Raw genomic sequence first — 26,184 nt, forward strand, 5'->3', positions numbered from 1 at the left:
AGGAGACCTCCGTTGCATGCCCTGCAGTACGAACTCACCCTGCCCGCCGACTACGACATGGGGATCGTCCGGGACCGGGTGGCCCGGCGCGGGCACCTGCTCGACGCGTGGCCGGGCCTCGGCGTCAAGGCGTACCTGGTGCGCGAGCGCGGGGTGCACGGCTCGCCGGTCAACCAGTACGCGCCTTTCTACCTGTGGAACACCGTGGAGGGCATGAACGCCTTCCTGTGGGGCGGCGGCTTCCAGGGCATCGCCGACGACTTCGGGCGTCCCCCGGTGCGGCAGTGGACCGGCCTGGCGTACGAGGAGGGGGTGGCCGCGGACGCTCCGGCCGCCGTCGCCGTACGGCACCGGCGTCCCGTGCCGGACGGGGTGCGGGTGGGTGAGACGGCCGAGGAGGCGGTGGAGGAGTGCGGGCGGCTGGCCGGCCGGGACGGCGCGGTGCTCACGGCGGTCGCCGTGGACACCGCCCGCTGGGAACTGGTGCACTTCTCGCTCTGGGCGCGGGACGCGCCCGGGGCGGACGGCGAGGTCTTCCAGGTGCTGCACCTGTCGGCGCCGGAGCGGGACGCGCTGCCCCGGGGACGCCGGTGGTGAGCCCGGTCCGCACCGCCCTCGGCGACGTCCCGCCCGGCTGCTCCCCGGTGGCCCCGGCTCCTCGGTGAGGAGTCGCGCAGCCGGCCGTGTTTCCGTGAGCGGGACGGCTCGGCGGGGACACCGCGACCGTCGCCGCCCGCTCGGTGAACGACGGTCCCGGAACGCGTATCCGCCGGTCCGGTTCGCGCACGCCGTGGGTGAGGAGGCGGTGGGGCGCGTCCTCGGCGGGGATTCCGGCCGGGTCCTCGCCGTGGGCCGACGTCGGCGTCCGGCCGGGCGCCGGTGGTCAGCCGCCCGCCTGGTCGCTGTCCTTCATCGCGCCCCAGCCGTGCCAGCGCTCGACCTCGAGCCAGCCGCTGACCCTCGCCCGCTCCCGGTCCGGGTACGGGTTGCCGGTGTAGTGGCGGGAGAGGCGGTCGATGTCGGCCAGGTCCTCGTCGTCGTAGAGCTCGGTCACCCGGCCGATCAGGGTGACGTGGGTGTACCAGCCGTCGCCGTCCAGGACCGTGAGGGTGACGCGGGGGTCGCGGCGGACGTGCTTCAGGCGTACCCGGCCCTCGTCGAAGTTGACCAGCGCGCGGCCGTCCTCCCACAGGTACCAGGTGGGGGTGGACACGGGCGCGCCGTCGGAGCGCAGCGTGGCCATGACGCAGGGGTTGGCCCTGCGCAGCAGGTCTTGCGCCTCGGGGGGAAGCGGGGGCTTGGACACTGCGGACTCCTTCGTGCTCGCGGTTCGGCCGATCAGGTGGTGGGGTCGTCGTCGAAGCTGGCGTAGTAGGCGGCGGCCATGTCCTCGTCGCCGTGGCCCCGGGCGCCGGCCCGCTCGAACCGTTCGGCGCTCGCGGCGGCCACGTCCAGGCGGACGCCGTGCTGCTCGCCGGCCCGCACGATCAGTCTGGCGTCCTTCGCCGCGGTCGTCACGGCGAACTGGGCCGGGGTCAGCCGCCCGTCGAGGATCATCCGGGCCTTGGCGTGCAGATGGCCCATGTCGAGCGGGCCGCCGGCGATGAGGTCGAGGAAGCCGTCCGGTGCGACGTCGAGGGCCTTGGCCAGGGCGAGTGCCTCACCGGCGGCGGTGGTCGCGGCGAGCACCCAGCTGTTGGCGACCAGCTTCAGACGGGTCGCGGCGGCGGTCGCGCCGTCCTCGCCTGCCCACACGGTGCGGGCGCCCACCGCGTCGAACACCGGTGCCACCGTGTCCCGGCCCTCGGCGGGTCCGGCGGCGAGCACGGTCAGCTGTCCGGCCTCGGCCGGCTGGCGGGTGCCGAGGACCGGGGCGTCGTAGAAGAGCAGGCCGTGCTCGCGGGCGAAGCCGGCCAGTTCGGCGACGCCCTCGACGCCCGCGGTGGTGGACTGCGCCCAGACGGTCCCGCGGCGCAGGGCGGGCGCGGCCTGACGCATCGTCTCCAGGGTGGCCGGGCCGTCGTACAGCATGGTCAGCACGGCGTCGGCGGACTCGACCGCCTCGGCGGGGGTGCCGGCGACGTGCGCGCCGTCGGCGGCGAGCGGTTCGGCCTTCGCGCGGGTACGGTTCCAGGCCCGTACGGTGTGCCCCGCGCGCAGGAGGTTGCGGGCCATCGCCGCGCCCATGATGCCGGTACCCAGGACGCTGACGGTGAGCTTGTCGGTCATGACTCCGCTTTCTGTCGGTCGGGCCGCCTTATCGCACCAGTGCCCCGAGAGGATCGTCCAGCACCGGCTGCCAGGCCAGTTCCGCCGCGCCGACCAGACTGTTGTGGTCCAGGGTGCAGGGGAGGATGGGGACGCCGCCACTGCGGCCCCACAGGCTGCGGTCGGCGACGACGGCGCGGAGCCGGTCCGGGTCGGCCTCCAGCAGGGTGCGGTGCAGTCCGCCGAGGATGATCCGGTCCGGGTTGAGGATGTTCACCAGTCCGGCCAGGCCGAGGCCGAGGCGGTCGATGAGGGACTCGGTGGCGGTGCGCACCTCCGGGTCGTCGTACTGGCCGCGGACCAGGTCCTCGGCCTGCTTCAGCAGGGAGAACTCGGGACCCGGCGCGCGGCCCGCCGCGGTGAGCAGGGCCAGCGGGTCCGCCTCGACGTCGAGGCAGCCGCGGCTGCCGCAGTGGCAGGGGCGGCCCTCGGGGTTGACGGCGAGGTGTCCGACCTCCAGGGCCAGGCCCGAACTGCCCGAGTGCAGACGGCCGTCGAGCACCAGCGCGCCGCCCACCCCGCGGTGTCCGGTGGCCACGCACAGCAGGTCGCGGGAGCCGCGCCCGGCGCCGTGCCGGTGTTCGGCGAGGGCGGCGAGGTTGACGTCGTTGGCCGCGAAGGCGGGCCCGTCCAGGCCGGCCGCGCGCACCTGCTCGGCGAAGATCTCCCGCACCGGGGCGCCCGCCGGCCAGGCCAGGTGCAGGGGGTTGAGGGCGAGCCCCTCCGGTTCGGCCACCGCCGACGGCACGGCGAGCCCGGCGCCCACGCACCGCCGTCCGGTCTCCTCCAGCAGTTCGGCGCCGGCCGCGACGACGGAGCCGAGCACCTTCGCCGGGTCGGCGTCGACGACCTCGCAGCCGGGCGCCGTGGCGACGATGCGGCCGCCGAGCCCGACCAGGGCCGCCCGGAAACCGTCGGAGTGCACCTGCGCGGCGAGCGCCACGGGCCCGTCCTCGGCGACCGAGAGCCGGTGCGAGGGGCGCCCCTGCGAACCGGCCGCCGCGCCGGGCCGGGCGTCCACCCGGATCAGCCCGAGCGCCTCCAGTTCGGCGGCGACCGCGCCGGCCGTCGCCCGGGTCACGCCGAGTTCGGCGGTGAGCACCGCGCGGGTCGGCGCGCGTCCGGTGTGCACGAGCTCCAGCGCGGGTCCGAGCGCGCCGCGCCCCCGGTCCAGCCGCGTCCTCGAGGTGGTCCCTTCCCCCGCCGGCCGGGGGTCCGCCTTCCCGCTCATGAAGGCGAGTCTCCCATGATCCGCAACCGGAGGCGGACTACGGACCACTGACCCGCAGCGTGATGTTCAGCCTTCCGGCCAGTCCCAACTCGGGCGGTGCCGTGCCCGCGTGCACCCGGGGAACGCCGTGGTACGCGAGCCGGGAGGGCCCGCCGAAGACGAACAGGTCGCCGCTGCGCAGCTCCACGTCCGTCCAGGGGCGGTTCCGGGTCGCCGTGCTGCCGAAGCGGAAGACGCAGCTGTCGCCGAGGCTCAGCGACACCACGGGCGCGTCCGACTCCTCGTCGCTGTCGCGGTGCATGCCCATACGGGCGTCACCGTCGTAGAAGTTGACGAGCGCGATGTCGTACGCGGCACCGCGCGCGGCGTCCGCGCCCAGCGCGTCGGTCACCGCGCGGCGGCCCAGCTCGCCGAGCCACGCGGGGAACGGTTTCACCGGCGCGCCGTCACCGTCGACGACGGTGCGGGCGTAGCCGTACGGATACCAGTGCCGGCCGAGGCACACCTGCCGGGCGGTCATGGTGCCGCCGCCGGGCGTGCGGACGGTGCGCAGTCCGGCGGGCGGCCTCGCCCAGTCCCGGCAGGCGTCCAGCAGCCCGCGCTGCTCCCGCGCGTCCAGCCAGTCCGGCACGTGCACCGCGCCGGACGCGATCTCGCTCCGTGTCCGGGGGAACAGCTCGGCGTCCATGCCTCCCATCCTGCCGGACGCACCCTGAGCTGCGGCTGGGCTAGCCTGGTCGGACGATGAACGACCGTATGACGACTGCGTGGGGCGAGCCGGTGCTGGCCAGGTTCCCCGAAGATCCGCGGGACAGGCTGCGGGCCTGGGACGCGTCCGACGAATATCTCCTCAGGCATCTCGCCGACCGGCAGGTCCCGCTGTCCGGCGCGGTCGTGGTCGTCGGCGACCGCTGGGGCGCGCTGGTGACGGCGCTCGCCGCGCACCGGCCGACGCAGATCACCGACTCCTGGCTCGGGCAGGAGGCGACCCGCGCGAACCTGTCCCGCAACGGCGTCGAGCCGGGCGCGGTCCGGCTGCTCACCACGCAGGATCCCCCGCCGGCCCGGATCGACGTGCTGCTCGTCCGGGTGCCGAAGAGCCTGGCGCTGCTGGAGGACCAGCTGCTGCGGCTGGCGCCGGCGGTGCACGAGGGCACGGTCGTCGTCGGCACCGGCATGGTGAAGGAGATCCACACCTCGACGCTGGACCTCTTCGAGCGGATCCTCGGCCCGACCAGGACCTCGCTCGCCGAGAAGAAGGCCCGGCTGATCCTCTGCTCGCCCGACCCCGCGCGGGAGCGTCCCGCGAACCCCTGGCCGTACCGCTACACGCTGCCCGACGGCATCGGCCCGGTGTCGGGCGCGACGGTCGTCAACCACGCCGGCGTCTTCTGCGCCGACCGCCTCGACATCGGCACCCGGTTCTTCCTGAAGCACCTGCCCGCCGGTAAGGACGGCGGACGGGTGGTGGACCTGGGCTGCGGCAACGGCGTCGTCGGTACGGCGATGGCGCTGGCGGATCCGCGCGCCGAGGTGCTGTTCGTGGACGAGTCGTTCCAGGCGGTGGCGTCCGCGCAGGCCACGTACCGGGAGAACGGCGTGCCCGGACACGCCGAGTTCCGGGTCGGCGACGGCCTGTCGGGCGTACCGGCCGGCAGTGTCGACCTGGTCCTGAACAACCCGCCCTTCCACTCCCACCAGGCGACCACCGGCGCCACGGCCTGGCGCATGTTCACCGGCGCCCGGCGCACCCTGCGCCGGGGCGGCGAACTGTGGGTGATCGGCAACCGCCACCTGGGTTACCACGTGAAGCTGCGACGGCTGTTCGGCAACAGTGAAGTGGTGGCCTCGGACCCGAAGTTCGTGGTGCTGAAGGCCGTGAAGCGGTAGCTCAGGACTCCGCGGGGACCGGCCCCAGCGCCTCGATGATCCCCACCACCGCCCGTGTCATCGCCTCCCGGCCCACCGTGAGGTAGCCGCGGGAGTCGACCGCCCCGGGGCGGTCGGTGAGGAACTCCCTGATCGCGCCGGTCATGGCGATGTTCAGGGCCGTTCCCACGTTGACCTTGGCGATGCCGCCCGTGACCGCCGCCGCGAGTTCGTGGTCGGGGAGGCCGGAGGAACCGTGCAGGACGAGGGGGACGTCCAGGGTGGCGGCCAGCCGTTCGAGGAGGGCGTGGTCGAGGGTGGCGGTGCGGGTGGTCATGGCGTGGGTGGTGCCGACGGCGACGGCCAGCGCGTCCACGCCGGAGTCGGCGACGAAGGCGCGGGCCCGGTCGGGGTCGGTACGGGCGCCCGGGGCGTGGGCGTCCGGCACGGCCTGCCCGTCCTTGCCGCCGATCTCGCCCAACTCTGCCTCGATCCAGAGCCCTTGGGCGTGCGCCCAGTCGACGGCGGCCCGGGTCGCGGCGAGGTTGTCGGCGTAGGGCAGCCGGGCCGCGTCGTACATCACGGAGCCGAATCCGGCGTCCGCGGCCTGGCGCAGCAGGGTGTCGCTCTGTACGTGGTCGAGGTGCAGGGCGACGGGGACGGCGGCGCGTTCTGCGGCGGCGACGGCGGCGCGGGCGAGCGGGAGCAGCCGGCCCTGGCGGAACTTCACGGCGTTCTCGCTGACCTGGAGGACGACGGGGGCGTCCGCCGACTCGGCGCCGGCGATGACGGCCTCGACGTGTTCGAGGGTGATGATGTTGAACGAGGCGACCGCCGAGCGGTGGGCGGCGGCGCGGGTGACGAGCTCGCCGGTGGTGGTGAGGGGCACGGTCCGTCCTTTCCTGCGGAGTTCCGTCCTTTCCCATGGGGTCAGGGCGCGAGGACGACCGAGCGGGTGAGGTGGCGGGGCCGGTCGGGGTCCAGGCCGCGGGCCGCGGCGACGGCGACCGCCAGCCGCTGGACGCGGACGAGTTCGGCGAGCGGGTCGAGGGTGCCCTCGATCCACAGTCCGCCGGTGTCCCGCACCTGCCGGGCCAGCCCCTCCGGCGCGTCGCCGAACATCCAGGTCGCGGTGGTGGAGGTGGTGATGCTGATGGGTCCGTGCCGGTACTCCATCGCCGGGTAGGCCTCCGTCCAGGCGAGGGCCGCCTCGCGCATCTTCAGTGCGGCCTCGTTGGCCAGGCCGACGCTCCAGCCGCGGCCGAGGAAGGTGAACTGGGCGCGGTCCACCAGCCCTTCGGGCAGCGGGTCGGCCAGTGCCGTACGCCCGTCCTCGACGACCGCGTCGGTGTGCAGGCCCAGATGGGCGCGGAGCAGGGTGAGGGCCGTGGTGGCGAACCGGGTCTGGACGACGGAGCGTTCGTCCGCGTAGTCGAGGACGGCCGTCTCGTCGGCGAGTGACATCACGGGGGTGGCCGGATCGGCGGTGACCGCGGTGGTACGGGTGCGGCCCTTCAACCGGCCCAGCAGGTCGAGGACTTCGGTGGTGGTCCCGGAGCGGGTGAGGGCGACGACACGGTCGTAGGCCCGGTGGTGCGGGAACTCCGAGGCGGCGAAGGCGTCGGTCTCGCCCTGGCCCGCGTCCTCGCGCAGGGCCGCGACCGCCTGCGCCATGAAGTACGACGTCCCGCAGCCGACCACCGCGACCCGCTCCCCCGCCGCCGGAAGGACCGGGGCGTGGGAGGGGGCCTGCGCGGCGGCGCGGCTCCAGCACTCGGGCTGACTGCTCAGTTCGTCCTCGACATGGATCATGCCGCACCCCCGAAGGCTCGGTGATTGTTCTTGCAACATTGGGCGAGGTTTCGAGCAAAATCAAGCATCCGGTCGAAGGCCGGGTGCGTTAGGGTCGCCGAAGACCGAAGGAGCCCCGGGGAGACGACGGGAGGGCGGATGTCGCGGGACGCCCGCTGGAAGACGCTGCTGGAGCTGCTCGTCGAGCGCGGCCGGCTGGACGTCGAGGAGGCGGCCGGCGAGCTGGCGGTGTCGGCCGCGACGATCCGGCGCGACTTCGACCAGCTCGCCGAACAGCAGATGCTGGTGCGCACCCGTGGCGGCGCGGTGGTGCACGGGGTGTCGTACGAGCTGCCGCTGCGCTACAAGACCGCGCGGCACGCCTCCGAGAAGCAGCGCGTCGCGAAGGCGGTGGCGGATCTCGTCGCGCCGGGCGAGGCGGTCGGGCTGACCGGCGGTACGACCACCACGGAGGTGGCTCGGGCGCTGGCCGTACGCGGAGACCTCACCTCGGGCTCACCCGCGCTGACCGTGGTGACGAACGCGCTCAACATCGCCAACGAGCTGGCCGTGCGTCCCCAGTTCAAGATCGTGCTGACCGGCGGGGTGGCGCGGGCCCAGTCGTACGAGCTGGTCGGGCCGCTCGCGGACGGGGTGCTGGGACAGATCACCCTCGATGTGGCGGTGCTCGGTGTCGTCGCCTTCGACGCCGTGCACGGGGCGGCGGCCCACGACGAGGCGGAGGCGGCGGTCAACCGGCTGCTGTGCGAGCGGGCCGAGCGGGTGATCGTGGCCGCCGACTCCAGCAAACTGGGCCGGCGGGCGTTCGCCCGGATCTGCGCCGCCGGGCAGGTGGACACCCTGGTCACGGACACGGGAGCGGACCCGGAGACGGTACGCCGCTTCGAGGAGGCGGGACTGCGGGTCGTGGTGACCTGAGCCGGTCCGGCCGAAGCTGCCTAAGCTGGCACATGAGCACGGCGTGCCGGCCCAGGGAGGCTGCGATGGACGCGACGGCCAGGAAACAGGACGGGTCCGGGGCGCGCCGGTACGTGCCGATCGCCGACCACGGGCTGATCGGCGATCTGCGCAGTGTGGCGCTGGTGGGCACCGACGGCACCATCGACTGGTACTGCTGCCCGTCCTTCGACGCGCCGAGCGTGTTCGGCGCGATCCTGGACACCGCGCGGGGCGGCTGCTTCGAGCTGGCGGCGGCCGTGCCGGCCCGCACCAAGCAGTTCTACTTCCCCGACACCAATGTCCTGATCACCCGGTTCTTCACCGAGGACGGCGTCGGTGAGGTGCAGGACTTCATGCCGGTCGGCGGCACGCCGGTCGAGGAGGCCCGGCACCGGCTGATCCGGCGGGTGCTGTGCGTACGCGGCTCCGTGCCGTTCCAAACGCTGGTGGCGCCGCGGTTCGACTACGGCTCCCGCCCGCACACCGTGCGGCTGACCGGCGGCATCGCGGTCTTCGACTCCGAGGAACTGTCCCTGGCGCTCACCGCGACCGTCCCGATGGAGACCGACGGGCCGGACGTACGGGCCGGGTTCAAGCTGGCCGAGGGGGAGACGGCGGTGTTCGCCCTGGACCAGGTCGGCCCGGAGGTGACGCCGAGCCGCTGCGAGTGCGGGGAGGCGGAACGGCAGTTCGCCGCGACGGTGGCGTACTGGAGGCGGTGGCTGTCCTCCTCACGGTACCGGGGCCGCTGGCGGGAGATGGTGCACCGCTCCGCCCTCACCCTGAAGCTGCTCACCTACGCGCCGACCGGGGCGATCGTGGCGGCGCCGACGACCAGCCTGCCCGAGGAGCTCGGCGGGGAACGCAACTGGGACTACCGGTACGTGTGGGTGCGCGACGCCGCGTTCTGCGTGTACGCGCTGCTGCGGCTGGGCTTCACCGAGGAGGCCGAGGCGTTCATGGGGTTCGTCTCCCGGCACATCAGTCCGGGCGACCGCAAGGCCTCCGGCCCGCTGCAGATCATGTACGGCATCGACGGCCGCGCCGAACTCCCCGAGCGTGAACTCGGCCATCTGGAGGGCCACCAGGGCTCGGCACCGGTCCGCGTCGGCAACGCGGCGGTCGACCAGCTTCAACTGGACGTCTACGGGGCGCTGATCGACTCCATCTACCTCTACGACAAGTGGGCCGAGCCCGTCTCCAGCGAGCAGTGGGACCATGTGACGGCGCTGGTGGACTGGGTGTGCGCGCACTGGGACCAGCCCGACGAGGGCATCTGGGAGACGCGCGGCGGACGGAAGAACTTCCTGTACTCGCGCCTGATGTGCTGGGTGGCGATCGAGCGCGCCATCCGCATGGCCAACCGGCGGGGACTGCCCGCCGACCTCCCCCGCTGGCAGTCGAGCCGCGACACCATCTACCGGCGGATCATGAGCCGCGGCTGGTCGGCGTCGCGCCGGGCCTTCGTCCAGCACGAGGACGGGGAGGTGCTGGACGCCTCGATCCTGATGATGCCGCTGTCGAAGTTCATCGCGCCGACCGACCCGAAGTGGCTGTCGACGCTCGACTCCCTCACCGAGGACCTGGTGTCCGACTCGCTGGTCTACCGCTACGACCCGCTGGTGAGCCCCGACGGACTGCACGGCGACGAGGGCACGTTCTCCATCTGCTCGTTCTGGTACGTCGAGGCGCTGACCCGCGCCGGGCGCCTCGACGAGGCGTCCCTCGCCTTCGAGAAGATGCTGACCTACGGCAACCATCTCGGCCTGTACGCCGAGGAGATCGGCCACACCGGGGAGCAACAGGGCAACTTCCCGCAGGCGTTCACCCACCTCGCCCTGATCAGCGCCGCGTTCAATCTGGACCGGGCCCTGGGATGAGGTGCGGTGACCGTGCGGGGGACCGCCGTGGCGGGACGCCGTCCGGCTCGCCACGGCCGCGCGCCTTCCGGGCCGGCCGGGGTGGGCGAGCCCGCGCGGATGGATCATGCGTACCGTGGGCACCTGGTGATTCGTCGACGATGCCACCGCGGGAGAGACAGATGAGCGAGCCGCCCACCACCGACCACCCGGACGTCACCCGTCCGCTCACCAAGCCCGTACCGCCCGCCGACGGACTGCGCAGGGTCGCCTCCGCGGTCCTCGGCGATCTCAGGGCCGTGGACGGCGCCCTGTACGCGGCGGTCGCCGCCACGCCGACGCCCACGCTCGACCGGGCGCTGCGCAGGCTGTCCCACACGGCCGACCACTCCAAGATCTCGTTCGCCATCGCCGGGGCCCTCGCGCTGAGCGGGGCGCGGCCGCGGCGGGCGGCGCTGGCCGGGGTCGGCGCCATAGCCGTGGCCTCGGCGTCGGCCAATCTGCTGGGCAAGCGGCTGGTCCGCAGGGCCCGGCCGGACCGGGAGGCGGCGCGGGTGACCGTGGACCGGCACGTGCCGATGCCGACGTCGGCGTCGTTCCCCTCGGGGCACACGGCGTCGGCGGTCGCGTTCGCGACGGCGGTGGGCACGGTGCTGCCCGCGGCGTCGGTCCCGTTGGGGGCGCTGGCGTGTGCGGTGGGGTACTCGCGGGTGCACACGGGTGTGCACTATCCGGGTGATGTGGCCGCCGGGGCGATCCTGGGCATCGCCAGTGCGGCCACCGCGCTGGCCGTGGGCGCGGCCCGGCTTCCGGCGTCGTACGCCCCGCACCGGATACGGTCCCTGCGCCGGCCGTGACCCGCGGTCGCCGGCGCGGCCCGTTCCGCGGCCGCCGGTGACGGGGACCGCGCCCGGTCCGTCGGCCGCGCTCCCGCGCCCGCGGGATCAGCCCGAACGAGCGATGACCTGTCCGACGACGGAGCAGCGCCTCTCGCACTGCGGACAGGTCGCCTCGCCGAAGGCACGGGTGAGGAGCGCGCCGGCCAGATGGAGCGCTTCACGAAGACCGGAACCCCGGCGACCCCCCTCAGGGCCGACGTCCCGCCGATACCGGCTCCGGTGGGCGACGCCGCGTCCACGGGCTCGCCCGGGCCCGGTCACCGCACAGGCCCAGCGAGGCGGAGACGGCGCCGTACGCGCTCAGACGTGCCGTGCTTCCGCCCCTGGCACTCACGGTCCGGTCATCGCGCACACCCACGAGGGACGGAGCGGAGTGTCCGCCCGCAGGTGAGCGGCGAGTTCACTCACCGCCGTACGGCACGGTGACCCCCGGCAGCGCGTACTCGTCCCGCCGCCCGCACATCCCGTACCCACCGCGCCGGCTGGGCTCCGCCCCGTACGCCGTCGCACCGGTCAGATGGGCGAAGTCACCGTCCGCCAGGGCGTCCAACTGCGCACCCGTGCGTTCCGCGGCCGCCAGCGCGCCCGCCCGCCACAACTCCCGCCACACCGGCACCCGTTCCCGCACCAGCCGCGCGGCCGCCCGCAGGAACTCCCGGTACGGTCCGTCGTCCCCGGCGGAAAGCGCCTCCCGCAGCACGAGGTACCCCTCGACCGCGAGGTCCCGCCGCCGCCGCGCCGCCGCCTCCACCCGCGTGCCCGTACCGGCCGGGAGCGTCGCGGCGTCCGCGTACCGTCCGGGGTCGGCCAGCACCTCTGCCGGGAAGGTGAACACCGCGTCCCCGGCCTCCGGCAGCCCGCTGTTCTGCATCAGCACCGTGACCCGCAGATCACCGCCCTGCACCATCCGGTGCACGGTCCCCGGCGTGAACCACGCGACCGTCCCCGGCCGCAGCGGGACGTCCCGGTATCCGTCGGAACTCAGCGTCTGCACGGCACCCCGGCCGCCGGTGACGACGTACGCCTCCGTGCACACCGTGTGCAGGTGCGGGCTCCCCCCGCACACCCCGTCCACGGCCTCCCACTCGTACGCGCTCAGGTGCGACAGCCCCACGGCCCCCGGCAGCGGCGCACCGTCCCCGCTCACCACGGCAGCCCGCCCAGATACGCCTCCACCCGCTCCCGGTCCCACGCACCGTCCGCGACCACGATCCGGTAGCGGTACGAGAAGGACTCCCCCGGCGGCAGCGCGAACTCCTCGAAGAACGCCCACGAGAACGCGACCGACGGTATGGGCTGCGAGCGCACGAACCAGTGCGACGGGTGGACGGCGCTCCCGTCGAGGTTCTCCGGCGCGTGCGCGAAGACGAGCGTGGAGTGACCGTCGTGCTCGTCGTGTTCGGCACTGAACGAGAGCCACGGCCCCTGCGTACCCATGAATTCCTCGGCACCGGCACCGACGTCCGGCACCAGGACCGTACCTCCCGTGAAGTCGCGCGGCCCGCGCCACTGCAGCCCGGTGTAGCCGGCCATCTCACGGCCGGCGGTGGTGGGTGAGCCGAACTCCAGTGCCACGTCACGCAGGTTGGTGAGCCGGATCGACCAGTCCAGCACCCAGGCCCCGGCCTCCTCGTCGACCGAGTGGACACTCAGTCCGCGTTCCTCGCGCGCCCACTCGGCGCCCCCGTTCTCCACCCAGGTGAGGTCCTCGGTGCAGTCGAACCGGTCGGCCCCGGCCTCGAACGTGGAGAACCCGTCGTGCCGCATCGACCCGATGCGTTCGGGCAGGGGCAGGTAACCCCGCCCGTGCACATACGAGTTGCCGCCCCAGAAGTTCTGCCCGGACAGGTGACTGGCCGTCATCTGCAGGCCCTTGTGCCAGCGGTGGTCGTTCGGCCGGTACCCGGTGACCGTACGCCCGCCCAGCGTCCGCACCGGATGGGCGTACGGCTTGCGGGACTCGAACTCCTCGGGATCGGGCCGGTAGACGTACCGCAGGATCTCCGTACCCCCCGCGGCCGTCACCACCACGGCGTCTCCGACCTCATGAGTGACGCGGACAGTCATCAGTGCTCCTCGGGCGCCCAGTCGGAGTGGCCACCGTGCATGGCCGCGTAGAACGGATCACCGGGGCCGATCTCCCCGGCCCGCACCGGCAGCCCGGTGAACGCGGCCTTGTACAGGGCGGCGGCGAACTCGAGCGTGCTCCGCGCCTCCGCCCCGCTCCCGAGCGGTCGCGTACCGGCGTCGTAGGCGTCGAGGAGGGTGCCCAGCTGCGCCGTGTGCGAACTGGGCACGTCCTGCGAGGGCGTGCGCCACGCCGCGGCGCGCTCGGCGGGGACGTGCCGGGCCGGGGTGTAGGCCCAGTCGTCGTTGACGTGCCCGTACAGGTGGGTGAGTTCGACCGTCGCGTCGGCGCAGTCGACACGGATCCGGCTCACCTCGTCCGGCGAGAGCACGCTGTTGACGACGGTGGCGAGCGTGCCGCCCCGGAAGCGGACCAGGGCGGTGGAGACGTCCTCGCTCTCGGTGTCGTGGACGAGGCGCGCCGCCATGGCCCGGATCTCCTCCCACTCGCCGAGCAGGTGCAGCAGCAGGTCGTACTGGTGGATGCCGTGCCCCATGGTGGGTCCGCCGCCCTCGGTGGCCCAGCGTCCGCGCCAGGGCACGGAGTAGTACGCGCCGTCCCGGTGCCAGGTGGTCTGGCAGTGCGCGACCAGCGGGGCGCCCAGCTCACCGCCGCGGATCAGCTCACGGGCGTGGACCGCGCCGGAGCCGTAGCGGTGCTGGAAGATCACGGAGGCGTACGCCCCCGAGGCCTCCTCGGCGGCCGCGATGTCGTCGTACTCGGCGAGCGACAGGCACAGCGGCTTCTCGCACAGCACCCAGGCGCCGGCCTTGAGCGCGGCCACCGTCTGCTCCCGGTGGAACGACGGCGGGGTCCCGATCAGCACCAGGTCCGGCCGTACGGCGTCCAGCATCGCGCTCATCGAGGTGAACCCGGCGACCTGCTCCCCGGCGGTCGCGCGGAAGGCGTCGAGCCGGCCCTGGTCCACGTCGACGGCGGCGACCAGTTCGGTGCGGTCGGCGTGGGCGCGCAGCGCGGGCAGATGGCCGCCGCTGACGATGGCGCCGGTGCCGACGACGGCGACACGGCGGCGGACGGGGGGCAAGGACATGCGGCGCTCCTCGGAACGACGACGAAGACAGACCGGAAAGCACCTCAGAAAGCGCTTACTCTCATGGTCGACCCTAGGCCCGCCCGCAGACAGGGACAACCCCGTGCCCCGTATTCGAGATCAGCCGAAGTCGAAGCCGAAACCGGAGCCGAAACCGGAACCCCACCCCTACGCCCGCACCCCGCCCCCCGACCGCAGCCCTCCGCCCTGCCCCAGGAACCGGTACCGCCGCTCGGGCCGCCCCGTCGCCCCGTACCGCAGCGACACCTCCACGGCGCCCACGGTGTGGAAGTACTCCAGGTACCGTCGGGCGCTGACCCGCGAGACCCCGGTCAGAGCGGCGCACTCGGTGGCCGACAGGGTGCCGTCGGTCTCGCGCAGGGTCCGCTCGACCAGCCCGGCGGTCTCCGCGCTCATGCCCTTGGGCAGCACCGGGGACACCGGCCCCGCCGCGCCGCCCGCCAGCACCCGGTCGACGTCCGCCTGACCGCGCACCACCGTGTCGAGCATCCGTCCCCGCTGCACGGCGTAACGCTCCAGCCGCCCCCGCAGGTCCTCGAAGTCGAACGGCTTGAGCAGGTAGTCGACGACCCCGTGCCGCACCGCGCCGCGCACCGCGTCCGCCTCCCGGGCGGCGCTGATGACCATCACGTCGCAGTCGTGCCCGGCGGTCCGCAGCCGGGGAATGACATCGAGACCGAAGAGATCGGGCAGATACAGGTCGAGCAGCACCAGATCGGGACGGAGTTCGTCCACGGCGGCGATGGCCTGCTCCCCCGTCCCCGCGACACCGACGACCCGGAACACGTCGAGGCGCTCGACGTAGGCCCGGTGCACCCGGGCCACCCGGAAGTCGTCGTCGACCACGAGTACGTCGATCGCGTCGGCTGTCGTGGGCACGGAACGATCGCCCCGACCACTGTCCATCGGCTTGCTCCTTCCGCCACCGCGTCGGTGAGGTGACCGGAACCGCCCATCATGGCCCCCACCTGCGGCTGGGGAAAGAGACGTGCGCCACTGGCGCACCCGCGCTGACGCAATGACCACAACCTCCATTGGTTCCGCAAGCGCGACAGCCCGGCGGCACGCGGGCACCATGTGGCCCGCGTCACCCTCCCCCACAGGGCCTGGCGTGATCCCAGACGACCGACCGACAGGTGGTGGCATCCGTGCGCCTGCGCACACCCCTCGCCCTGCTCGGGGCCGCCGTGCTCGTACTCGTGGGCCCCCCGCTGCTCACGACCGGCAGCGGCACCGAGACCGGCACGCAGATCCCGGGTCTGCGCTTCATGGTTCCCAACTCGCCCGGCGGCGGCTACGACATCACGGCCCGTACGGCCGCGAAGAACGCGGAGGACGCCGGGCTCACCCACTCCATCGAGGTGTTCAACCTGCCCGGCGCCGGCGGCACCGTGGGCCTGAGCCGGCTGGTGAGCGAGCACGGCAACGGCAAGCTCGCCATGTCGATGGGTCTGGGCGTGGTCGGCGCCGTCCGCTCCAACGACGCGCCGAAGACCCTCGCGGACACCACCCCGATCGCCCGGCTCACCGAGGAGCAGGACGTCGTCGTGGTCGGGAAGGACTCCCCGTACAGGACGATCGACGATCTGATCGGCGCCTGGCAGGAGAACCCCGGAAAGCTCCCGGTGGGTGGCGGGTCCTCCCCCGGCGGGCCCGACCACCTCGCGCCGATGCTGATGGCGCGGGCGGCCGGCATCGCGCCGAAGGAGGTCAACTACATCCCCTTCGACGGCGGCGGCGAGCTGCTCGCCTCGATCCTCGGCAACAAGGTCGCCTTCGGTGTCTCCGGTGTCGGTGAGTACCTCGACCAGATCAACTCCGGTGAGCTGCGGCTGCTCGCGGTCACCGGCCCGGAACGCGTCGCGGGGCTCGACGCGCCCACCCTCCAGGAGGCGGGCTACGACGTGAACTTCACCAACTGGCGCGGCCTCGTCGCCCCGCCCGGCCTCACCGACGCCGAGCGCGACAAGCTCGTACGCCTGGTGCGGGAGCTGCACGACTCCGATGAGTGGCGGGAGTCGATGAAGCGGAACGGCTGGGACGACGCCTTCCTGGCCGGCGAGGAGTTCGGCGCGTTCCTGGACTCCGAGGACAAGCGCGTGGTCTCGGTGCTGAAGGAGCTCGGACTGTGACGACCTCGACCACGGACACGACCCGGGCGCCCGCCCCCGGACGGCGCTCCTGGCTCCGCGACCACTCCGAACTCGGCGTCTGCGCCCTGCTGCTGGCCCTCGGCGTGCTCGTCCTGACCGACGCGCTCACCATGGACGTCGACATCACCCAGCGCGGGCCCGTGGGCCCGAAGACCGTACCGATCGTGGTCGGTGCCGGTCTGCTCGTCATCGCCGCGCTCCTCGCCGTCGACGTGCTGCGCGGCGGCCGGGGGCAGGCCGAGACCGGCGAGGACGTCGACCTGTCCGAACCCGCCGACTGGCGCACGGTGCTGCTGCTCGCCGGGGTGTTCCTCGGCGCCGCCGTGCTCATCGAGCCGCTGGGCTTCCCCGTCGCGGGCGCGCTGCTCTTCTGGGGCGCGGCCTTCGCGCTCGGCAGCCGCAGAACCGACCGCGACCCGCTGATCGCGGCGGTGGTCTCCTTCGTCACCTACGCCGTGTTCAACAACCTGCTCGGAGTGCCGCTGCCCGGCGGTCCGCTGATGGGAGTACTGTGACATGAACGCCCTCAACTCCCTCATGGACGGCTTCGGTACGGCCCTCACCCCGCTCAATCTGCTCTGGGCCGCCGTGGGCGTACTGCTCGGCACTGCGATCGGTGTGCTGCCCGGCATCGGCCCGGCGATGGCGGTGGCGCTGCTGCTGCCGGTGACGTACGGGCTCGAGCCGACCGGCGCGTTCATCATGTTCGCCGGGATCTACTACGGCGCGATGTTCGGCGGTTCGACCACCTCCATCCTGCTGAACACGCCCGGTGAGAGCGCGGCCGTGGTCGCGGCCATGGAGGGCAACCCCATGGCCAAGTCGGGACGGGGCGCGCAGGCCCTCGCGGCCGCCGCCATCGGGCACTTCGCGGGCGGCATGGTCGGCACGGTCCTGCTGGTCGCGCTGGCCCCGACGGTCGCCGATCTCGCGGTGGACATCGGCGCCCCGGACTACTTCGCCATCATGGTGCTGGCGTTCATCGCGGTGACGTCGGTGCTGGGTTCGTCCCGGATCCGGGGTCTGGCCTCGCTGCTGATCGGGCTGACGATCGGCCTGGTGGGCCTGGACCAGATGACCGGCCAGCAGCGGCTGACGTTCGGCTCGCTGCAACTGGCCGACGGTGTCGACGTGGTGATCGTGGCGGTGGGTCTGTTCGCGATCGGTGAGGCGCTGTGGGTGGCCGCGCATCTGCGGCGCCGGCCGCCGGACCCGATCCCGGTGGGCCGGCCGTGGCTGGGCCGCGCCGATGTGCGGCGCACCTGGAAGTCCTGGGCGCGCGGCCCGTTCATCGGCTTCCCGTTCGGCGCGATCCCGGCGGGCGGCGCGGAGATCCCGACGTTCCTGTCGTACGTCACGGAGAAGCGGCTGTCGAAGCACAAGGACGAGTGGGGCAAGGGTGCCATCGAGGGCGTCGCGGGCCCGGAGTCGGCGGCGTCGGCCTCGGCGGCGGGCACGCTGGTGTCCATGCTGACCCTGGGCCTGCCGACCACGGCGGTCGCGGCGGTGATGCTGGCCGCGTTCCAGCAGTACGGAATCCAGCCCGGCCCGCTGCTCTTCGAGCGCGAACCGGACCTGGTGTGGGGCCTGATCGCCTCGCTGTTCGTCGGCATGGTGCTGCTGCTCGCCCTCAACCTGCCGCTGGCCCCGGTGTGGGCGAAGCTGCTGCGCATCCCGCGGCCGTACCTGTACGCCGGGATCATGTTCTTCGCGGCGGTGGGCGCGTACGCGGTCGGCGGCGAGGTGATCGACCTGGTGATCCTGCTGATCATCGGCCTGATCGGGTTCGGCATGCGGCGGTACGGACTGCCGGTGCTGCCCGCCATCATCGGGGTGATCCTCGGCCCGGCCGCCGAACAGCAGTTGCGCCGCGCCCTGCAGATCAGCGACGGCAGTGTCACGGGTCTGGTCGACACGCCGTTCTCGGTGATCGTCTACGCGGTCGTCGTGCTGCTGCTGGCCTGGCCGCTGGTGCGCAAGGCGCTGCCCCGGAAGGGCGCCCGGACCTGATCGAACGCGTCGTTCGCCGGTCGGGGCGCGGCATGCGAAGGCCGCGCCCCGACGGCGTACGGGCATCGGGGCGCCGGGACCGTAATCCGTTCAGCCCCTTGACGCGTTAATGACAACAGTGGCTTGATGTCCGGCATGGGAGCGCTCCCACCTCGTCAAAGGAAGGGGAAACCATGCGCGACACCCGCCTCCTGCGCTTACGCACGCTTCCGCTCCTCGGCCTGCTGGCCGCCCTGCTCCTCCCCCTCGGGCTGACCCTCGCGCCGGGCGCCGCGGCCGCACCGGCGGCCGACCCGGTGCGCGTCATGCCGCTGGGCGACTCCATCACCGGGTCGCCGGGCTGCTGGCGGGCCCTGCTGTGGAACCGACTGCTGGACGCCGGGCACACGGACATCGACTTCGTCGGCACCCTGCCCGCCCAGGGCTGCGGCGTGGCGCACGACGGGGACAACGAAGGGCACGGCGGCGAACTGGTCACCGACGTGGCGGACCGGAACCTGCTCCCCGCACGACTGGCGGCGACGCTGCCGGACATCGTTGTCATGCACTTCGGCACGAACGACGTCTGGAGCAGCGTCTCCCCCGACCGCATCCTCGCCGCCTACACCGAGCTCGTGGGCCAGATGCGGGAGTCCAACCCGGACATGCAGGTCCTCGTCGCCCAGATCATCCCCATGAACCCCGGCACCTGCGCCGCCTGCGCCCAGCGCGTGGTCGACTTCAACGCCCGCATTCCCGCGTGGGCCGCGGCGACGAGCACCGACCGCTCCCCGGTGACCGTGGTCGACCAGTGGACGGGTTTCGACACGGCCACCGACACCTATGACGGCGTGCACCCGAACGACGCCGGCAACGAGAAGATCGCCGCACGCTGGTTCCCGGCCCTGTCCGCACTCCTGGAGGAGGGCGTCCCCGGCAACCCCGGCGACCCGGACGAGCCCGGTGACGCCACCTGCACCGCCTCCTTCCGGGCGGTCTCCACCTGGCAGGGCGGCTACCAGGCCGAGGTGACGGTGCGCAACACCTCCGCCGTCCCCGTCACGGGCTGGACGGTGACGGTCGTACCGGCCGACGGCGCACGCGTCGGCCAGCTCTGGAACGGCACCCTGAGCACGGCCGCCGACGGCACGGCCACCGTCACCGACGCGAGCTGGAACGGGGCCCTCGCCCCCGACGCGAGCACCTCCTTCGGCTTCATCGCCACCGCCCCGGCAACCTCCTCGGCCCCGGCGGCGACCGTCGACTGCACGGCCGCCTCCTGACCGCACGGCGCACAGCAAGGACAACCGACCGCACCCCCACTGGAGCCGCCATGAGACCCCGTACGCCCGCCTCCCCACGAGCCGTCGGCCTTCTCGCCGCCCTTCTGGGACTCCTCCTCCCGTTCCTCGCCTTCACCACTCCGGCGCACGCGGCGCCCACCGGGTTCCGCGTCGAGAACGGCCGGCTCCTCGAAGCGTCCGGGAACGACTTCGTGATGCGCGGCGTCAACCACGCGCACACCTGGTACGACGACCGGATCAGCTCGCTGGCCCACATCAAGGCCAAGGGCGCCAACACCGTGCGCGTCGTCCTCTCCAGCGGTGACCGCTGGACCCGCAACGACGCCGCCGACGTGGCCGACGTCGTCGCGCAGTGCAAGCAGAACCGGCTGATCTGCGTCCTGGAGGTGCACGACACCACCGGCTACGGCGAGCAGAGCGGAGCGGCCACCCTTTCCCAGGCCGCCGACTACTGGATCAGTGTCCAGAGCGCCCTGGCCGGCCAGGAGGACCACGTCATCGTCAACATCGGCAACGAGCCGTACGGCAACACCGGTTACACGGCCTGGACGGCCGACACCAAGGCGGCGATCCAGAAGCTGCGCGACGCCGGGTTCGACCACACGCTGATGGTCGACGCCCCCAACTGGGGCCAGGACTGGGCGTTCACCATGCGCGACAACGCCGCCTCGGTCTTCGCCGCCGACCCGGACGCCAACACCGTGTTCTCCATCCACATGTACGGCGTCTTCGACACCGCCGCCGAGATCAGCGACTACCTGGGACGCTTCGTCTCGGCGAAACTCCCGATCGTGGTCGGCGAGTTCGGCCACAACCACTCCGACGGCGACCCCGACGAGGACACCATCCTGGCCGTCACCCGGCAGCTCGGCCTCGGCTACCTCGGCTGGTCCTGGAGCGGCAACGGCGGCGGCGTCGAATACCTCGACATGGTCACGAACTTCGACCCCGACCAGCTCACCAGCTGGGGCGAGCGCCTCTTCAACGGCGCCGACGGCATCGCGGCCACGTCCGAGGAGGCCGCGGTCTACGGATCCGGCCCGGGCGACGACACCACGGCCCCGACCGCTCCCGGCACCCCGGCCGCCTCGGCGGTGACCGCCACGTCCGCGACCCTCACCTGGGGCGCCGCCGACGACGCGAACGGTGTCACGGGCTACGACGTCGTACGGATCGACGGCGGCGCGGAGACCGTCGTCACCACGACGGCCGGCACCTCCGCCACCGTCACCGGCCTCACCGCGGACACGGCCTACACCTTCGCCGTCTACGCCCGGGACGCCGCCGGCAACCGCTCGCAGCGCTCCGCCACGGTGACCGTCACCACGTCCTCCGGCGGCACGACGGGCGCCTGCGAGATCGGCTACCGGGTGACCGGCGAGTGGCCCGGCGGCTTCCAGGGCGAGGTCACCGTCCGCAACACCGGCAGCTCCGCGGTCAACGGCTGGACGCTGACCTGGACCTTCCCGGCCGACCAGCGGATCACCAACATGTGGGGCGGCACGCCGACGCAGAGCGGTTCCGAGGTCAGCGTCGCCTCCGCCTCGTACACCGCGTCGATCCCCGCGTCCGGCTCGGTCTCCCTGGGCTTCACGGCCTCGCGGACCGGCGCGAACCCCAGCCCCACCGCGTTCGGCCTGAACGGCGCGGACTGCTCCGTGGCCTGACGGACCGCTGCCCGGAAGGCGTCCTCCCCTCCTTCCGGGCAGCCGGCCGTCCCGGCCGGCTCAGACGAGATGGGCGAAGACCACCAGGTTCTCGGTGTAGTCCTTGGCGGCACGGTCGTAGTCCCCGGCACAGGTGATGAGCCGCACCTGGGCGTCGGGGGTGTCGGCGTACACGCGCTCGTCGGGGAAGTCGTCCTTCTCGAAGGACTCCGCCTCGTCCACCACGAACGTCGCCTTGCTGCCGTCGGCGCGCAGCACCCGGAAGCGGTCGCCCTTCTCGAGTTCGCTGAGCCGCGCGAACACGGCCGGGGACGTCGTCGTGTCCACGTGCCCGGCGATGATCGCCGTACCGCGTTCGCCCGGGGAGACGCCCTTGGCGTACCAGCCGACCAGGTTGGTGTCGTGGGGCGGCGGCGGTTCGAGCCGGCCCTCGCCGCCGATGGCGAGGTCGGTGAAGGGGGCGTCGACGTCGATGGCGGGGATGAGCAGCCGCTTCGGCTCGGAGCGCGGCAGGTGCCCGGCCGCCGGTTCGCGGGTGGCGGGCTCGCCGGCGGCCGGGGTGCTCGCGGCGGGGGTGGACGGCGCGGCGGAGACCGCGGATGCCGCGCGCGGCCCGTGCGCGTCGTCGGGAGGGTCCTCCCCGCCGCCCATCAGCGTCGTGGCCAGCAGCAGGCCGGCTCCGCTCCAGAAGACCGCCGTCATGGCGGCGCGCAGCCTCCGCCGCGTCGGCGACGCCTGATCGGTTTCGAGGGGGGAAGGGGGACTGGCCGGCATCGGGGGGACCACCTCATTCGGACACGGCACACGGACGAGCGAGCGGGGCCGTCATGACGTGCGAGGCACGTACGACGGCCCCGTCTATGGAGCCGGGCATGGCTCAGGCCACGCTCCCGGCGGCCTTCTTGCGGCGCAGCGCGTATGCGCCGGCGCCGAGGACCGCCAGTGCGGCCAGACCGCCCGTGGTGACACCGGGCTCGGCGAGCCCGCCGCCACCGGTGTGCATCCCGCCGCGCGGCTTCTCCTCCTTGCTCCACTCCTTGTCCTGCTTGCCGCCGTAGGACTCCTCGCTGCCCGAGTCGTCCTTCTCCTTGTACGTCTCGGGGTCGTACTTCGGGTCCTTGGCGGTGTCCCAGTCCTCCTCGCCCACGACGGTCAGGGCCCCACCGCCCGTGTGCATGCCGCCGTGCGGCTTGTCGTGCTCCTTGCCGTCCTTGCTCTCCTTGTCGTACTCCTTGCTCTGAGAAGACTTGTCGTAGCCCCCGTCGTCCGAGTGGCCGGCGTAGGCCGCGGGCGCGGCGATGACGAGGGCCGCCGTGGCCGTCGCGGTGGCGAGCAGCATGCGGGCAGAGCGCATCTGAGAGTCCTTCCGCGGGAGGCCGGGCAGCTGACTCCTCGTCAGCACGGATGTCCCGGTCTCCGGCATGATCCACGCTCGTTCACGGCACCCGGTCCCACCATCCGGGACGATCACACGGGTTAACGTCCCCACTCCTCCGGCGGCACACCGGCCGCGTCCGCCCCCGTCCGGCCTCTCTTGCCGCGGGCCACGACGGTGCCTAGCCTGACTTTGTGCCACTGATAAACAAAACCCGTTCGCACAGTGTGGTGCCGGGTACCGACCTCGTCCGACTCCGTCTCGCCCTGACCGCCTTCTTCGCCCTCGACGGCTTCGTCTTCGCCGGCTGGGTGGTGCGCATCCCCGCCATCAAGGAACAGACCGGCGCCTCCGCCAGCGCCCTCGGCCTGGCCCTGCTCGGCGTCTCCGCCGGGGCCGTGATCACCATGACGCTCACCGGCCGCCTGTGCCGCCGGTACGGCAGCCATCTCGTCACCGTCGTCTGCGCGGTCCTGCTCTGCCTGAGCGTCGGGCTGCCCCCGCTGACCCGTTCCGCCCTCGCGCTCGGCACCGTACTGCTGCTGTTCGGCGCGGCGTACGGCGGGATCAACGTCGCCTTCAACAGCGCCGCCGTCGATCTGGTGGCCGCGCTGGGGCGGCCCGTCATGCCGAGCTTCCACGCCGCGTTCAGTCTGGGCGGCATGACCGGCGCGGGACTGGGCGCCCTGGTCGCCGGTTCGCTGTCGCCCACCCGGCACCTGTGGGGGCTCGCCGCCGTGGGGCTGCTCGTGACGGCGGTCGCGGGGCGGGCGCTGATGCGGTGCGAGCCGCTGACCCCGGCGGACGCGGGACGGACCGAGCGGGGCGCCCCGCGCCGGCCGGACCGCCGTACCCGCGCGCTGGTGATCGTCTTCGGGCTCATCGCGCTGTGCACCGCGTACGGCGAAGGGGCGCTGGCCGACTGGGGCGCGCTCCACCTGGAGGAGGACCTCGGCGCCTCGCCGGGTGCCGCGGCCGTCGGGTACTCCTGTTTCGCGCTGGCCATGACGGTCGGCCGGCTCTCCGGGACGACGCTGCTGGAACGGCTGGGCCGGACCCGTACCGTCCTCGCCGGCGGTACCACCGCGGCGGCCGGCATGCTGCTCGGCGCGCTCGCGCCGTCCCTGTGGGCGGCCCTGCTCGGTTACGCGGTCACCGGCCTCGGGCTCGCGAACCTGTTCCCCGTGGCCGTCGAGCGGGCGGGCGCGCTCGCGGGCGCCGGCGGGGTCGCCACCGCCTCCACCCTGGGCTACGGCGGCATGCTCCTCGGTCCGCCCGCGATCGGCTTCATGACGGACTGGTTCAGCCTCCCGGCCGCGCTGACCAGCGTGGCGGTCCTGGCGGCGGTGGCCACCGTCATCGGCTTCGCCACCCGCCACGTGCGCGCGGACTGATTCCGTACGGTCCCCCGGCCGTCCGGGAGACGGGTGGCGGCGGGGCGGATCGGGTGCGCGGTGCCGGGGTACCCGGGCGGTGGCGTCCGCCGTCCTCCGTCGGCGGGCGCCGACCGCACGACCGCCCCTCCACGGACATGGGAGAGACCGTGACCGAGCAGCAGAACCCCGTCGAGCAGCACCCGACCCCCGACTTCCCGTCCCAGGACCAGCCGCATCCCGGCTGGACCGGCCCCATGGATCCGCCGCCGGACCACGGGGAGGACTCCTACCGGGGCAGCGGCCGGCTGGCGGGCCGCAAGGCCGTGATCACGGGCGGGGACTCGGGGATCGGCCGGGCGGTCGCCCTGGCGTTCGCCCGCGAGGGCGCCGACGTGGTCTTCACCTACCTGGACAGCGAGAAGGACGACGCCGCCGAGACCGCGCGGTGGGTGGAGGAGGCCGGCCGGCGGGCCGTGCCCGTCGCGTGCGACGTCCGGGAGGAGGAGAACTGCCGGGCGCTGATCGACCGCGCGGTCTCGGAGTTCGGCCGGATCGACGTCCTGGTGAACAACGCGGCGTACCAGATGTCCCAGCCCGACGGCATCGAGGCGATCTCCACCGAGCAGTTCGACCGCGTGATGCGGACCAACCTGTACGGCATGTTCTGGCTGTGCAAGCTGGCCGTGCCGCACATGCGGGAGGGCGGCAGCATCATCAACTCGGCCTCCGTACAGGCCTACAAGCCGAGCCCGCACCTGCTGGACTACGCCACCACCAAGGGCGCCATCGTCACGTTCACCCAGGGGCTGGCGCAGATGCTGATCGGGCGGGGCGTCCGGGTCAACGCCGTGGCACCGGGGCCGGTGTGGACGCCGCTGATCCCGGCGACCCTGCCGGACACCGCGGAGTTCGGCAAGCAGGCGCCCATCGGACGCCCGGCCCAGCCGGCCGAGATGGCCCCGGCGTATGTCTTCCTCGCCTCGCAGGAGGCGTCGTACATCACCGCGGAGATCGTGAACGCGACGGGCGGGACCCCGCTCCCCTAGGCCCGGACGGGCGTCCGTACGGCAGACTCCTGCACATGAAGAGTGCCTTGTTCCTGGAAACACTGGAGAAAGAAGGCCAGTTGCTGGCCGATGCCGCGGAGCGGGCGGGCACGGACGCCGCCGTGCCGACCTGCCCGGGGTGGCATGTGAGGGACCTGGTCCGGCACACCGGTGCGGTGCACCGGTGGGCCGCGGCCTTCGTCGCGGACGGGCACACCGAGCCGCGCCCGATGGGTGAGGACCCCGTACTGGACGGCACCGGACTCATGGCCTGGTACCGCGACGGTCATCGCCTCCTGGTGGACACCCTGGCCGGCGCGGCGCCCGACGTGGAGTGCTTCACCTTTCTGCCCGGGCCGCCCTCCGCGCTCGCGTTCTGGACCCGTCGGCAGGCGCACGAGACGACCGTCCACCGGTTCGACGCCGAGTCGGCACGCGGCGGCACCCCGTCGCCGGTCGCCACGGACTTCGCCGTGGACGGCGTCGACGAGCTGCTGCGCGGGTTCCACGCCCGGCCCAAGAGCCGGGTGCGCACCCCGGCACCCCGCGTTCTGCGGGTGCGCGCGACCGACGCGGACGCGGTGTGGACCGTACGGCTGTCCCAGGAGCCGCCGGTGACCAGCCGGGGCGCGGACGGGGACGCGGAGTGCGAACTCGCCGGCCCCGCCGATCAGTTGTACCTCGCGCTGTGGAACCGGGTGCCGATACCGGCGGTGTCGGGTGATCCGGAGCTCGCCGCGCTCTGGCGGGAGACGTCCGCCGTGGTCTGAGGGTCCCGCCGTTCAGCCGTCCGAGAGCATCCGGGCCAGCACCGCGCGCTGCACGGGCAGTACCTCGCCGTGCAGCGCGCGCCCCTTCGCGGTGAGCGACACCCGCACTCCCCGCCGGTCCTCCGGGCACGTCCCGCGCTCGGCGAGGCCCTCCTTCTCCAGCCGGGCGACCAGCCGGGAGAGGGCGCTCTGACTCAGATGGACGTGCTCGGAGATCTCCTGGACGCGGTAGGAGCAGCCGCCCGGTCCGGGGCCCTGCGCGAGGATGTCGAGGACCTCGAAGTCGCTGGCGCACAGGCCGTGTCCGTGCAGGGCGCGGTCGATCTCGCACTGGGTGCGCGCGTGCAGCGCGAGCACGTCCCGCCACCGTTCCACGAGCGCCTGTTCGGCCTGCTTCGCCGCCATGGGCGCACCGTAGCAGGCATGT

The 26,184-nt window shown here is 73.2% G+C and carries 26 protein-coding genes; 13 read left to right on the forward strand and 13 right to left on the reverse strand.

Annotation, left to right across the window (positions count from 1 at the left end; genetic code table 11):
* Nucleotides 1–12: 12 nt before the first annotated feature.
* Nucleotides 13–597, forward strand: a complete 585-nt coding sequence (locus ACZ62B_RS02275) for a DUF4865 family protein (RefSeq protein WP_344562168.1) — start codon at nucleotides 13–15, stop codon at nucleotides 595–597.
* Between the two features lie 286 nt (nucleotides 598–883).
* Here ACZ62B_RS02275 and ACZ62B_RS02280 read toward each other — a convergent pair whose 3' ends face one another.
* The 4 genes from ACZ62B_RS02280 to ACZ62B_RS02295 are packed head-to-tail and all read right to left on the reverse strand — an operon-like array spanning nucleotide 884 to nucleotide 4,187.
* Nucleotides 884–1,306 (reverse strand): PPOX class F420-dependent oxidoreductase, encoded by a 423-nt coding sequence (locus ACZ62B_RS02280; RefSeq protein WP_344562166.1) that lies wholly within the window; start codon nucleotides 1,304–1,306, stop codon nucleotides 884–886.
* A 32-nt stretch (nucleotides 1,307–1,338) separates the two neighbouring features.
* Nucleotides 1,339–2,229: an NAD(P)-dependent oxidoreductase gene (locus ACZ62B_RS02285; protein ID WP_469689150.1), complete on the reverse strand. Its 891-nt coding sequence runs from the start codon at nucleotides 2,227–2,229 to the stop codon at nucleotides 1,339–1,341.
* Between the two features lie 28 nt (nucleotides 2,230–2,257).
* Nucleotides 2,258–3,499: an ROK family protein gene (locus ACZ62B_RS02290; protein WP_468885409.1), complete on the reverse strand. Its 1,242-nt coding sequence runs from the start codon at nucleotides 3,497–3,499 to the stop codon at nucleotides 2,258–2,260.
* A gap of 37 nt (nucleotides 3,500–3,536) precedes the next feature.
* A complete protein-coding gene (locus ACZ62B_RS02295; RefSeq protein ID WP_468885411.1) occupies nucleotides 3,537–4,187 on the reverse strand; it encodes an alpha-ketoglutarate-dependent dioxygenase AlkB family protein in 651 nt (216 codons plus the stop codon).
* A gap of 68 nt (nucleotides 4,188–4,255) precedes the next feature.
* On the opposite strand from ACZ62B_RS02295, the gene ACZ62B_RS02300 reads away from it, so the two are divergent.
* The gene (locus tag ACZ62B_RS02300) at nucleotides 4,256–5,389 is read left to right on the forward strand and encodes a methyltransferase (protein WP_469689151.1); all 1,134 of its coding nucleotides are present in this window, start codon (nucleotides 4,256–4,258) and stop codon (nucleotides 5,387–5,389) included.
* Between the two features lies 1 nt (nucleotide 5,390).
* On the opposite strand, the gene ACZ62B_RS02305 is transcribed toward ACZ62B_RS02300, so the two are convergent.
* Together ACZ62B_RS02305 and ACZ62B_RS02310 are read right to left on the reverse strand one after the other, a co-directional pair.
* Nucleotides 5,391–6,257, reverse strand: a complete 867-nt coding sequence (locus ACZ62B_RS02305) for a class II fructose-bisphosphate aldolase (RefSeq protein WP_469689152.1) — start codon at nucleotides 6,255–6,257, stop codon at nucleotides 5,391–5,393.
* Nucleotides 6,258–6,298: 41 nt separating this feature from the next.
* Nucleotides 6,299–7,180, reverse strand: a complete 882-nt coding sequence (locus ACZ62B_RS02310) for an SIS domain-containing protein (protein ID WP_469689153.1) — start codon at nucleotides 7,178–7,180, stop codon at nucleotides 6,299–6,301.
* A 138-nt stretch (nucleotides 7,181–7,318) separates the two neighbouring features.
* Here ACZ62B_RS02310 and ACZ62B_RS02315 point away from each other — a divergent pair, with 138 nt between their 5' ends.
* From ACZ62B_RS02315 to ACZ62B_RS02325, 3 genes are all read left to right on the forward strand, one after another.
* Nucleotides 7,319–8,098, forward strand: coding sequence for a DeoR/GlpR family DNA-binding transcription regulator (locus ACZ62B_RS02315; protein WP_468722501.1), 780 nt, complete (start codon nucleotides 7,319–7,321; stop codon nucleotides 8,096–8,098).
* Between the two features lie 65 nt (nucleotides 8,099–8,163).
* Entirely contained in the window at nucleotides 8,164–9,999 is a 1,836-nt protein-coding gene (locus ACZ62B_RS02320; RefSeq protein ID WP_469689154.1) for a glycoside hydrolase family 15 protein, read from the forward strand.
* Nucleotides 10,000–10,160: 161 nt separating this feature from the next.
* Nucleotides 10,161–10,835 carry a phosphatase PAP2 family protein gene (locus ACZ62B_RS02325; RefSeq protein ID WP_344562149.1) on the forward strand — a complete coding sequence of 225 codons (675 nt, stop codon included), beginning with the start codon at nucleotides 10,161–10,163 and terminating at the stop codon, nucleotides 10,833–10,835.
* A 442-nt stretch (nucleotides 10,836–11,277) separates the two neighbouring features.
* On the opposite strand, the gene ACZ62B_RS02330 is transcribed toward ACZ62B_RS02325, so the two are convergent.
* From ACZ62B_RS02330 to ACZ62B_RS02345, 4 genes are all read right to left on the reverse strand, one after another.
* Complete coding sequence (locus ACZ62B_RS02330; protein WP_382053342.1) at nucleotides 11,278–12,024, reverse strand: cupin domain-containing protein; 747 nt, start codon at nucleotides 12,022–12,024, stop codon at nucleotides 11,278–11,280.
* Nucleotides 12,021–12,944 (reverse strand): DUF6807 domain-containing protein, encoded by a 924-nt coding sequence (locus tag ACZ62B_RS02335; protein ID WP_468722495.1) that lies wholly within the window; start codon nucleotides 12,942–12,944, stop codon nucleotides 12,021–12,023. Before ACZ62B_RS02335 ends, ACZ62B_RS02330 begins: the two co-directional genes overlap by 4 nt.
* On the reverse strand, nucleotides 12,944–14,056 hold the full coding sequence (locus ACZ62B_RS02340) for a Gfo/Idh/MocA family protein (protein WP_469689155.1): 1,113 nt from the start codon (nucleotides 14,054–14,056) through the stop codon (nucleotides 12,944–12,946). The genes ACZ62B_RS02335 and ACZ62B_RS02340 overlap by 1 nt, the downstream gene beginning before the upstream one ends.
* Before the next feature lie 168 nt (nucleotides 14,057–14,224).
* A complete protein-coding gene (locus ACZ62B_RS02345; protein ID WP_468885417.1) occupies nucleotides 14,225–14,983 on the reverse strand; it encodes a response regulator in 759 nt (252 codons plus the stop codon).
* 242 nt (nucleotides 14,984–15,225) lie between these two features.
* On the opposite strand from ACZ62B_RS02345, the gene ACZ62B_RS02350 reads away from it, so the two are divergent.
* From ACZ62B_RS02350 to ACZ62B_RS02370, 5 genes are all read left to right on the forward strand, one after another.
* Complete coding sequence (locus ACZ62B_RS02350) at nucleotides 15,226–16,209, forward strand: Bug family tripartite tricarboxylate transporter substrate binding protein (protein WP_469689156.1); 984 nt, start codon at nucleotides 15,226–15,228, stop codon at nucleotides 16,207–16,209.
* Nucleotides 16,206–16,745, forward strand: coding sequence for a tripartite tricarboxylate transporter TctB family protein (locus ACZ62B_RS02355; protein ID WP_344562137.1), 540 nt, complete (start codon nucleotides 16,206–16,208; stop codon nucleotides 16,743–16,745). The genes ACZ62B_RS02350 and ACZ62B_RS02355 overlap by 4 nt, the downstream gene beginning before the upstream one ends.
* 1 nt (nucleotide 16,746) lies before the next feature.
* A complete protein-coding gene (locus tag ACZ62B_RS02360) occupies nucleotides 16,747–18,240 on the forward strand; it encodes a tripartite tricarboxylate transporter permease (protein ID WP_344562135.1) in 1,494 nt (497 codons plus the stop codon).
* Between the two features lie 173 nt (nucleotides 18,241–18,413).
* Entirely contained in the window at nucleotides 18,414–19,502 is a 1,089-nt protein-coding gene (locus ACZ62B_RS02365; RefSeq protein WP_469689157.1) for a GDSL-type esterase/lipase family protein, read from the forward strand.
* 50 nt (nucleotides 19,503–19,552) lie between these two features.
* Complete coding sequence (locus ACZ62B_RS02370) at nucleotides 19,553–21,190, forward strand: cellulase family glycosylhydrolase (protein ID WP_469689158.1); 1,638 nt, start codon at nucleotides 19,553–19,555, stop codon at nucleotides 21,188–21,190.
* 60 nt (nucleotides 21,191–21,250) lie between these two features.
* Here the strand turns inward: ACZ62B_RS02370 and ACZ62B_RS02375 are convergent, their stop codons facing one another.
* Together ACZ62B_RS02375 and ACZ62B_RS02380 are read right to left on the reverse strand one after the other, a co-directional pair.
* Nucleotides 21,251–21,892, reverse strand: coding sequence for a class F sortase (locus tag ACZ62B_RS02375; RefSeq protein WP_344562129.1), 642 nt, complete (start codon nucleotides 21,890–21,892; stop codon nucleotides 21,251–21,253).
* Between the two features lie 175 nt (nucleotides 21,893–22,067).
* Nucleotides 22,068–22,544: a hypothetical protein gene (locus tag ACZ62B_RS02380; protein ID WP_344562127.1), complete on the reverse strand. Its 477-nt coding sequence runs from the start codon at nucleotides 22,542–22,544 to the stop codon at nucleotides 22,068–22,070.
* Between the two features lie 251 nt (nucleotides 22,545–22,795).
* Between ACZ62B_RS02380 and ACZ62B_RS02385 the strand changes: the two genes are divergently transcribed.
* The 3 genes from ACZ62B_RS02385 to ACZ62B_RS02395 all read left to right on the forward strand — a co-directional run bounded on the left by ACZ62B_RS02385 (nucleotide 22,796) and on the right by ACZ62B_RS02395 (nucleotide 25,757).
* Nucleotides 22,796–23,959, forward strand: a complete 1,164-nt coding sequence (locus ACZ62B_RS02385; protein ID WP_469689159.1) for an MFS transporter — start codon at nucleotides 22,796–22,798, stop codon at nucleotides 23,957–23,959.
* Between the two features lie 137 nt (nucleotides 23,960–24,096).
* Nucleotides 24,097–24,987 carry an SDR family oxidoreductase gene (locus ACZ62B_RS02390; RefSeq protein ID WP_468885424.1) on the forward strand — a complete coding sequence of 297 codons (891 nt, stop codon included), beginning with the start codon at nucleotides 24,097–24,099 and terminating at the stop codon, nucleotides 24,985–24,987.
* A 35-nt stretch (nucleotides 24,988–25,022) separates the two neighbouring features.
* The gene (locus tag ACZ62B_RS02395) at nucleotides 25,023–25,757 is read left to right on the forward strand and encodes a maleylpyruvate isomerase family mycothiol-dependent enzyme (RefSeq protein WP_468885425.1); all 735 of its coding nucleotides are present in this window, start codon (nucleotides 25,023–25,025) and stop codon (nucleotides 25,755–25,757) included.
* 12 nt (nucleotides 25,758–25,769) lie between these two features.
* Here ACZ62B_RS02395 and ACZ62B_RS02400 read toward each other — a convergent pair whose 3' ends face one another.
* On the reverse strand, nucleotides 25,770–26,162 hold the full coding sequence (locus ACZ62B_RS02400) for a MarR family winged helix-turn-helix transcriptional regulator (RefSeq protein WP_073934868.1): 393 nt from the start codon (nucleotides 26,160–26,162) through the stop codon (nucleotides 25,770–25,772).
* Nucleotides 26,163–26,184: the final 22 nt, after the last annotated feature.

This window comes from Streptomyces sp. NPDC053426 (genome assembly GCF_055585405.1).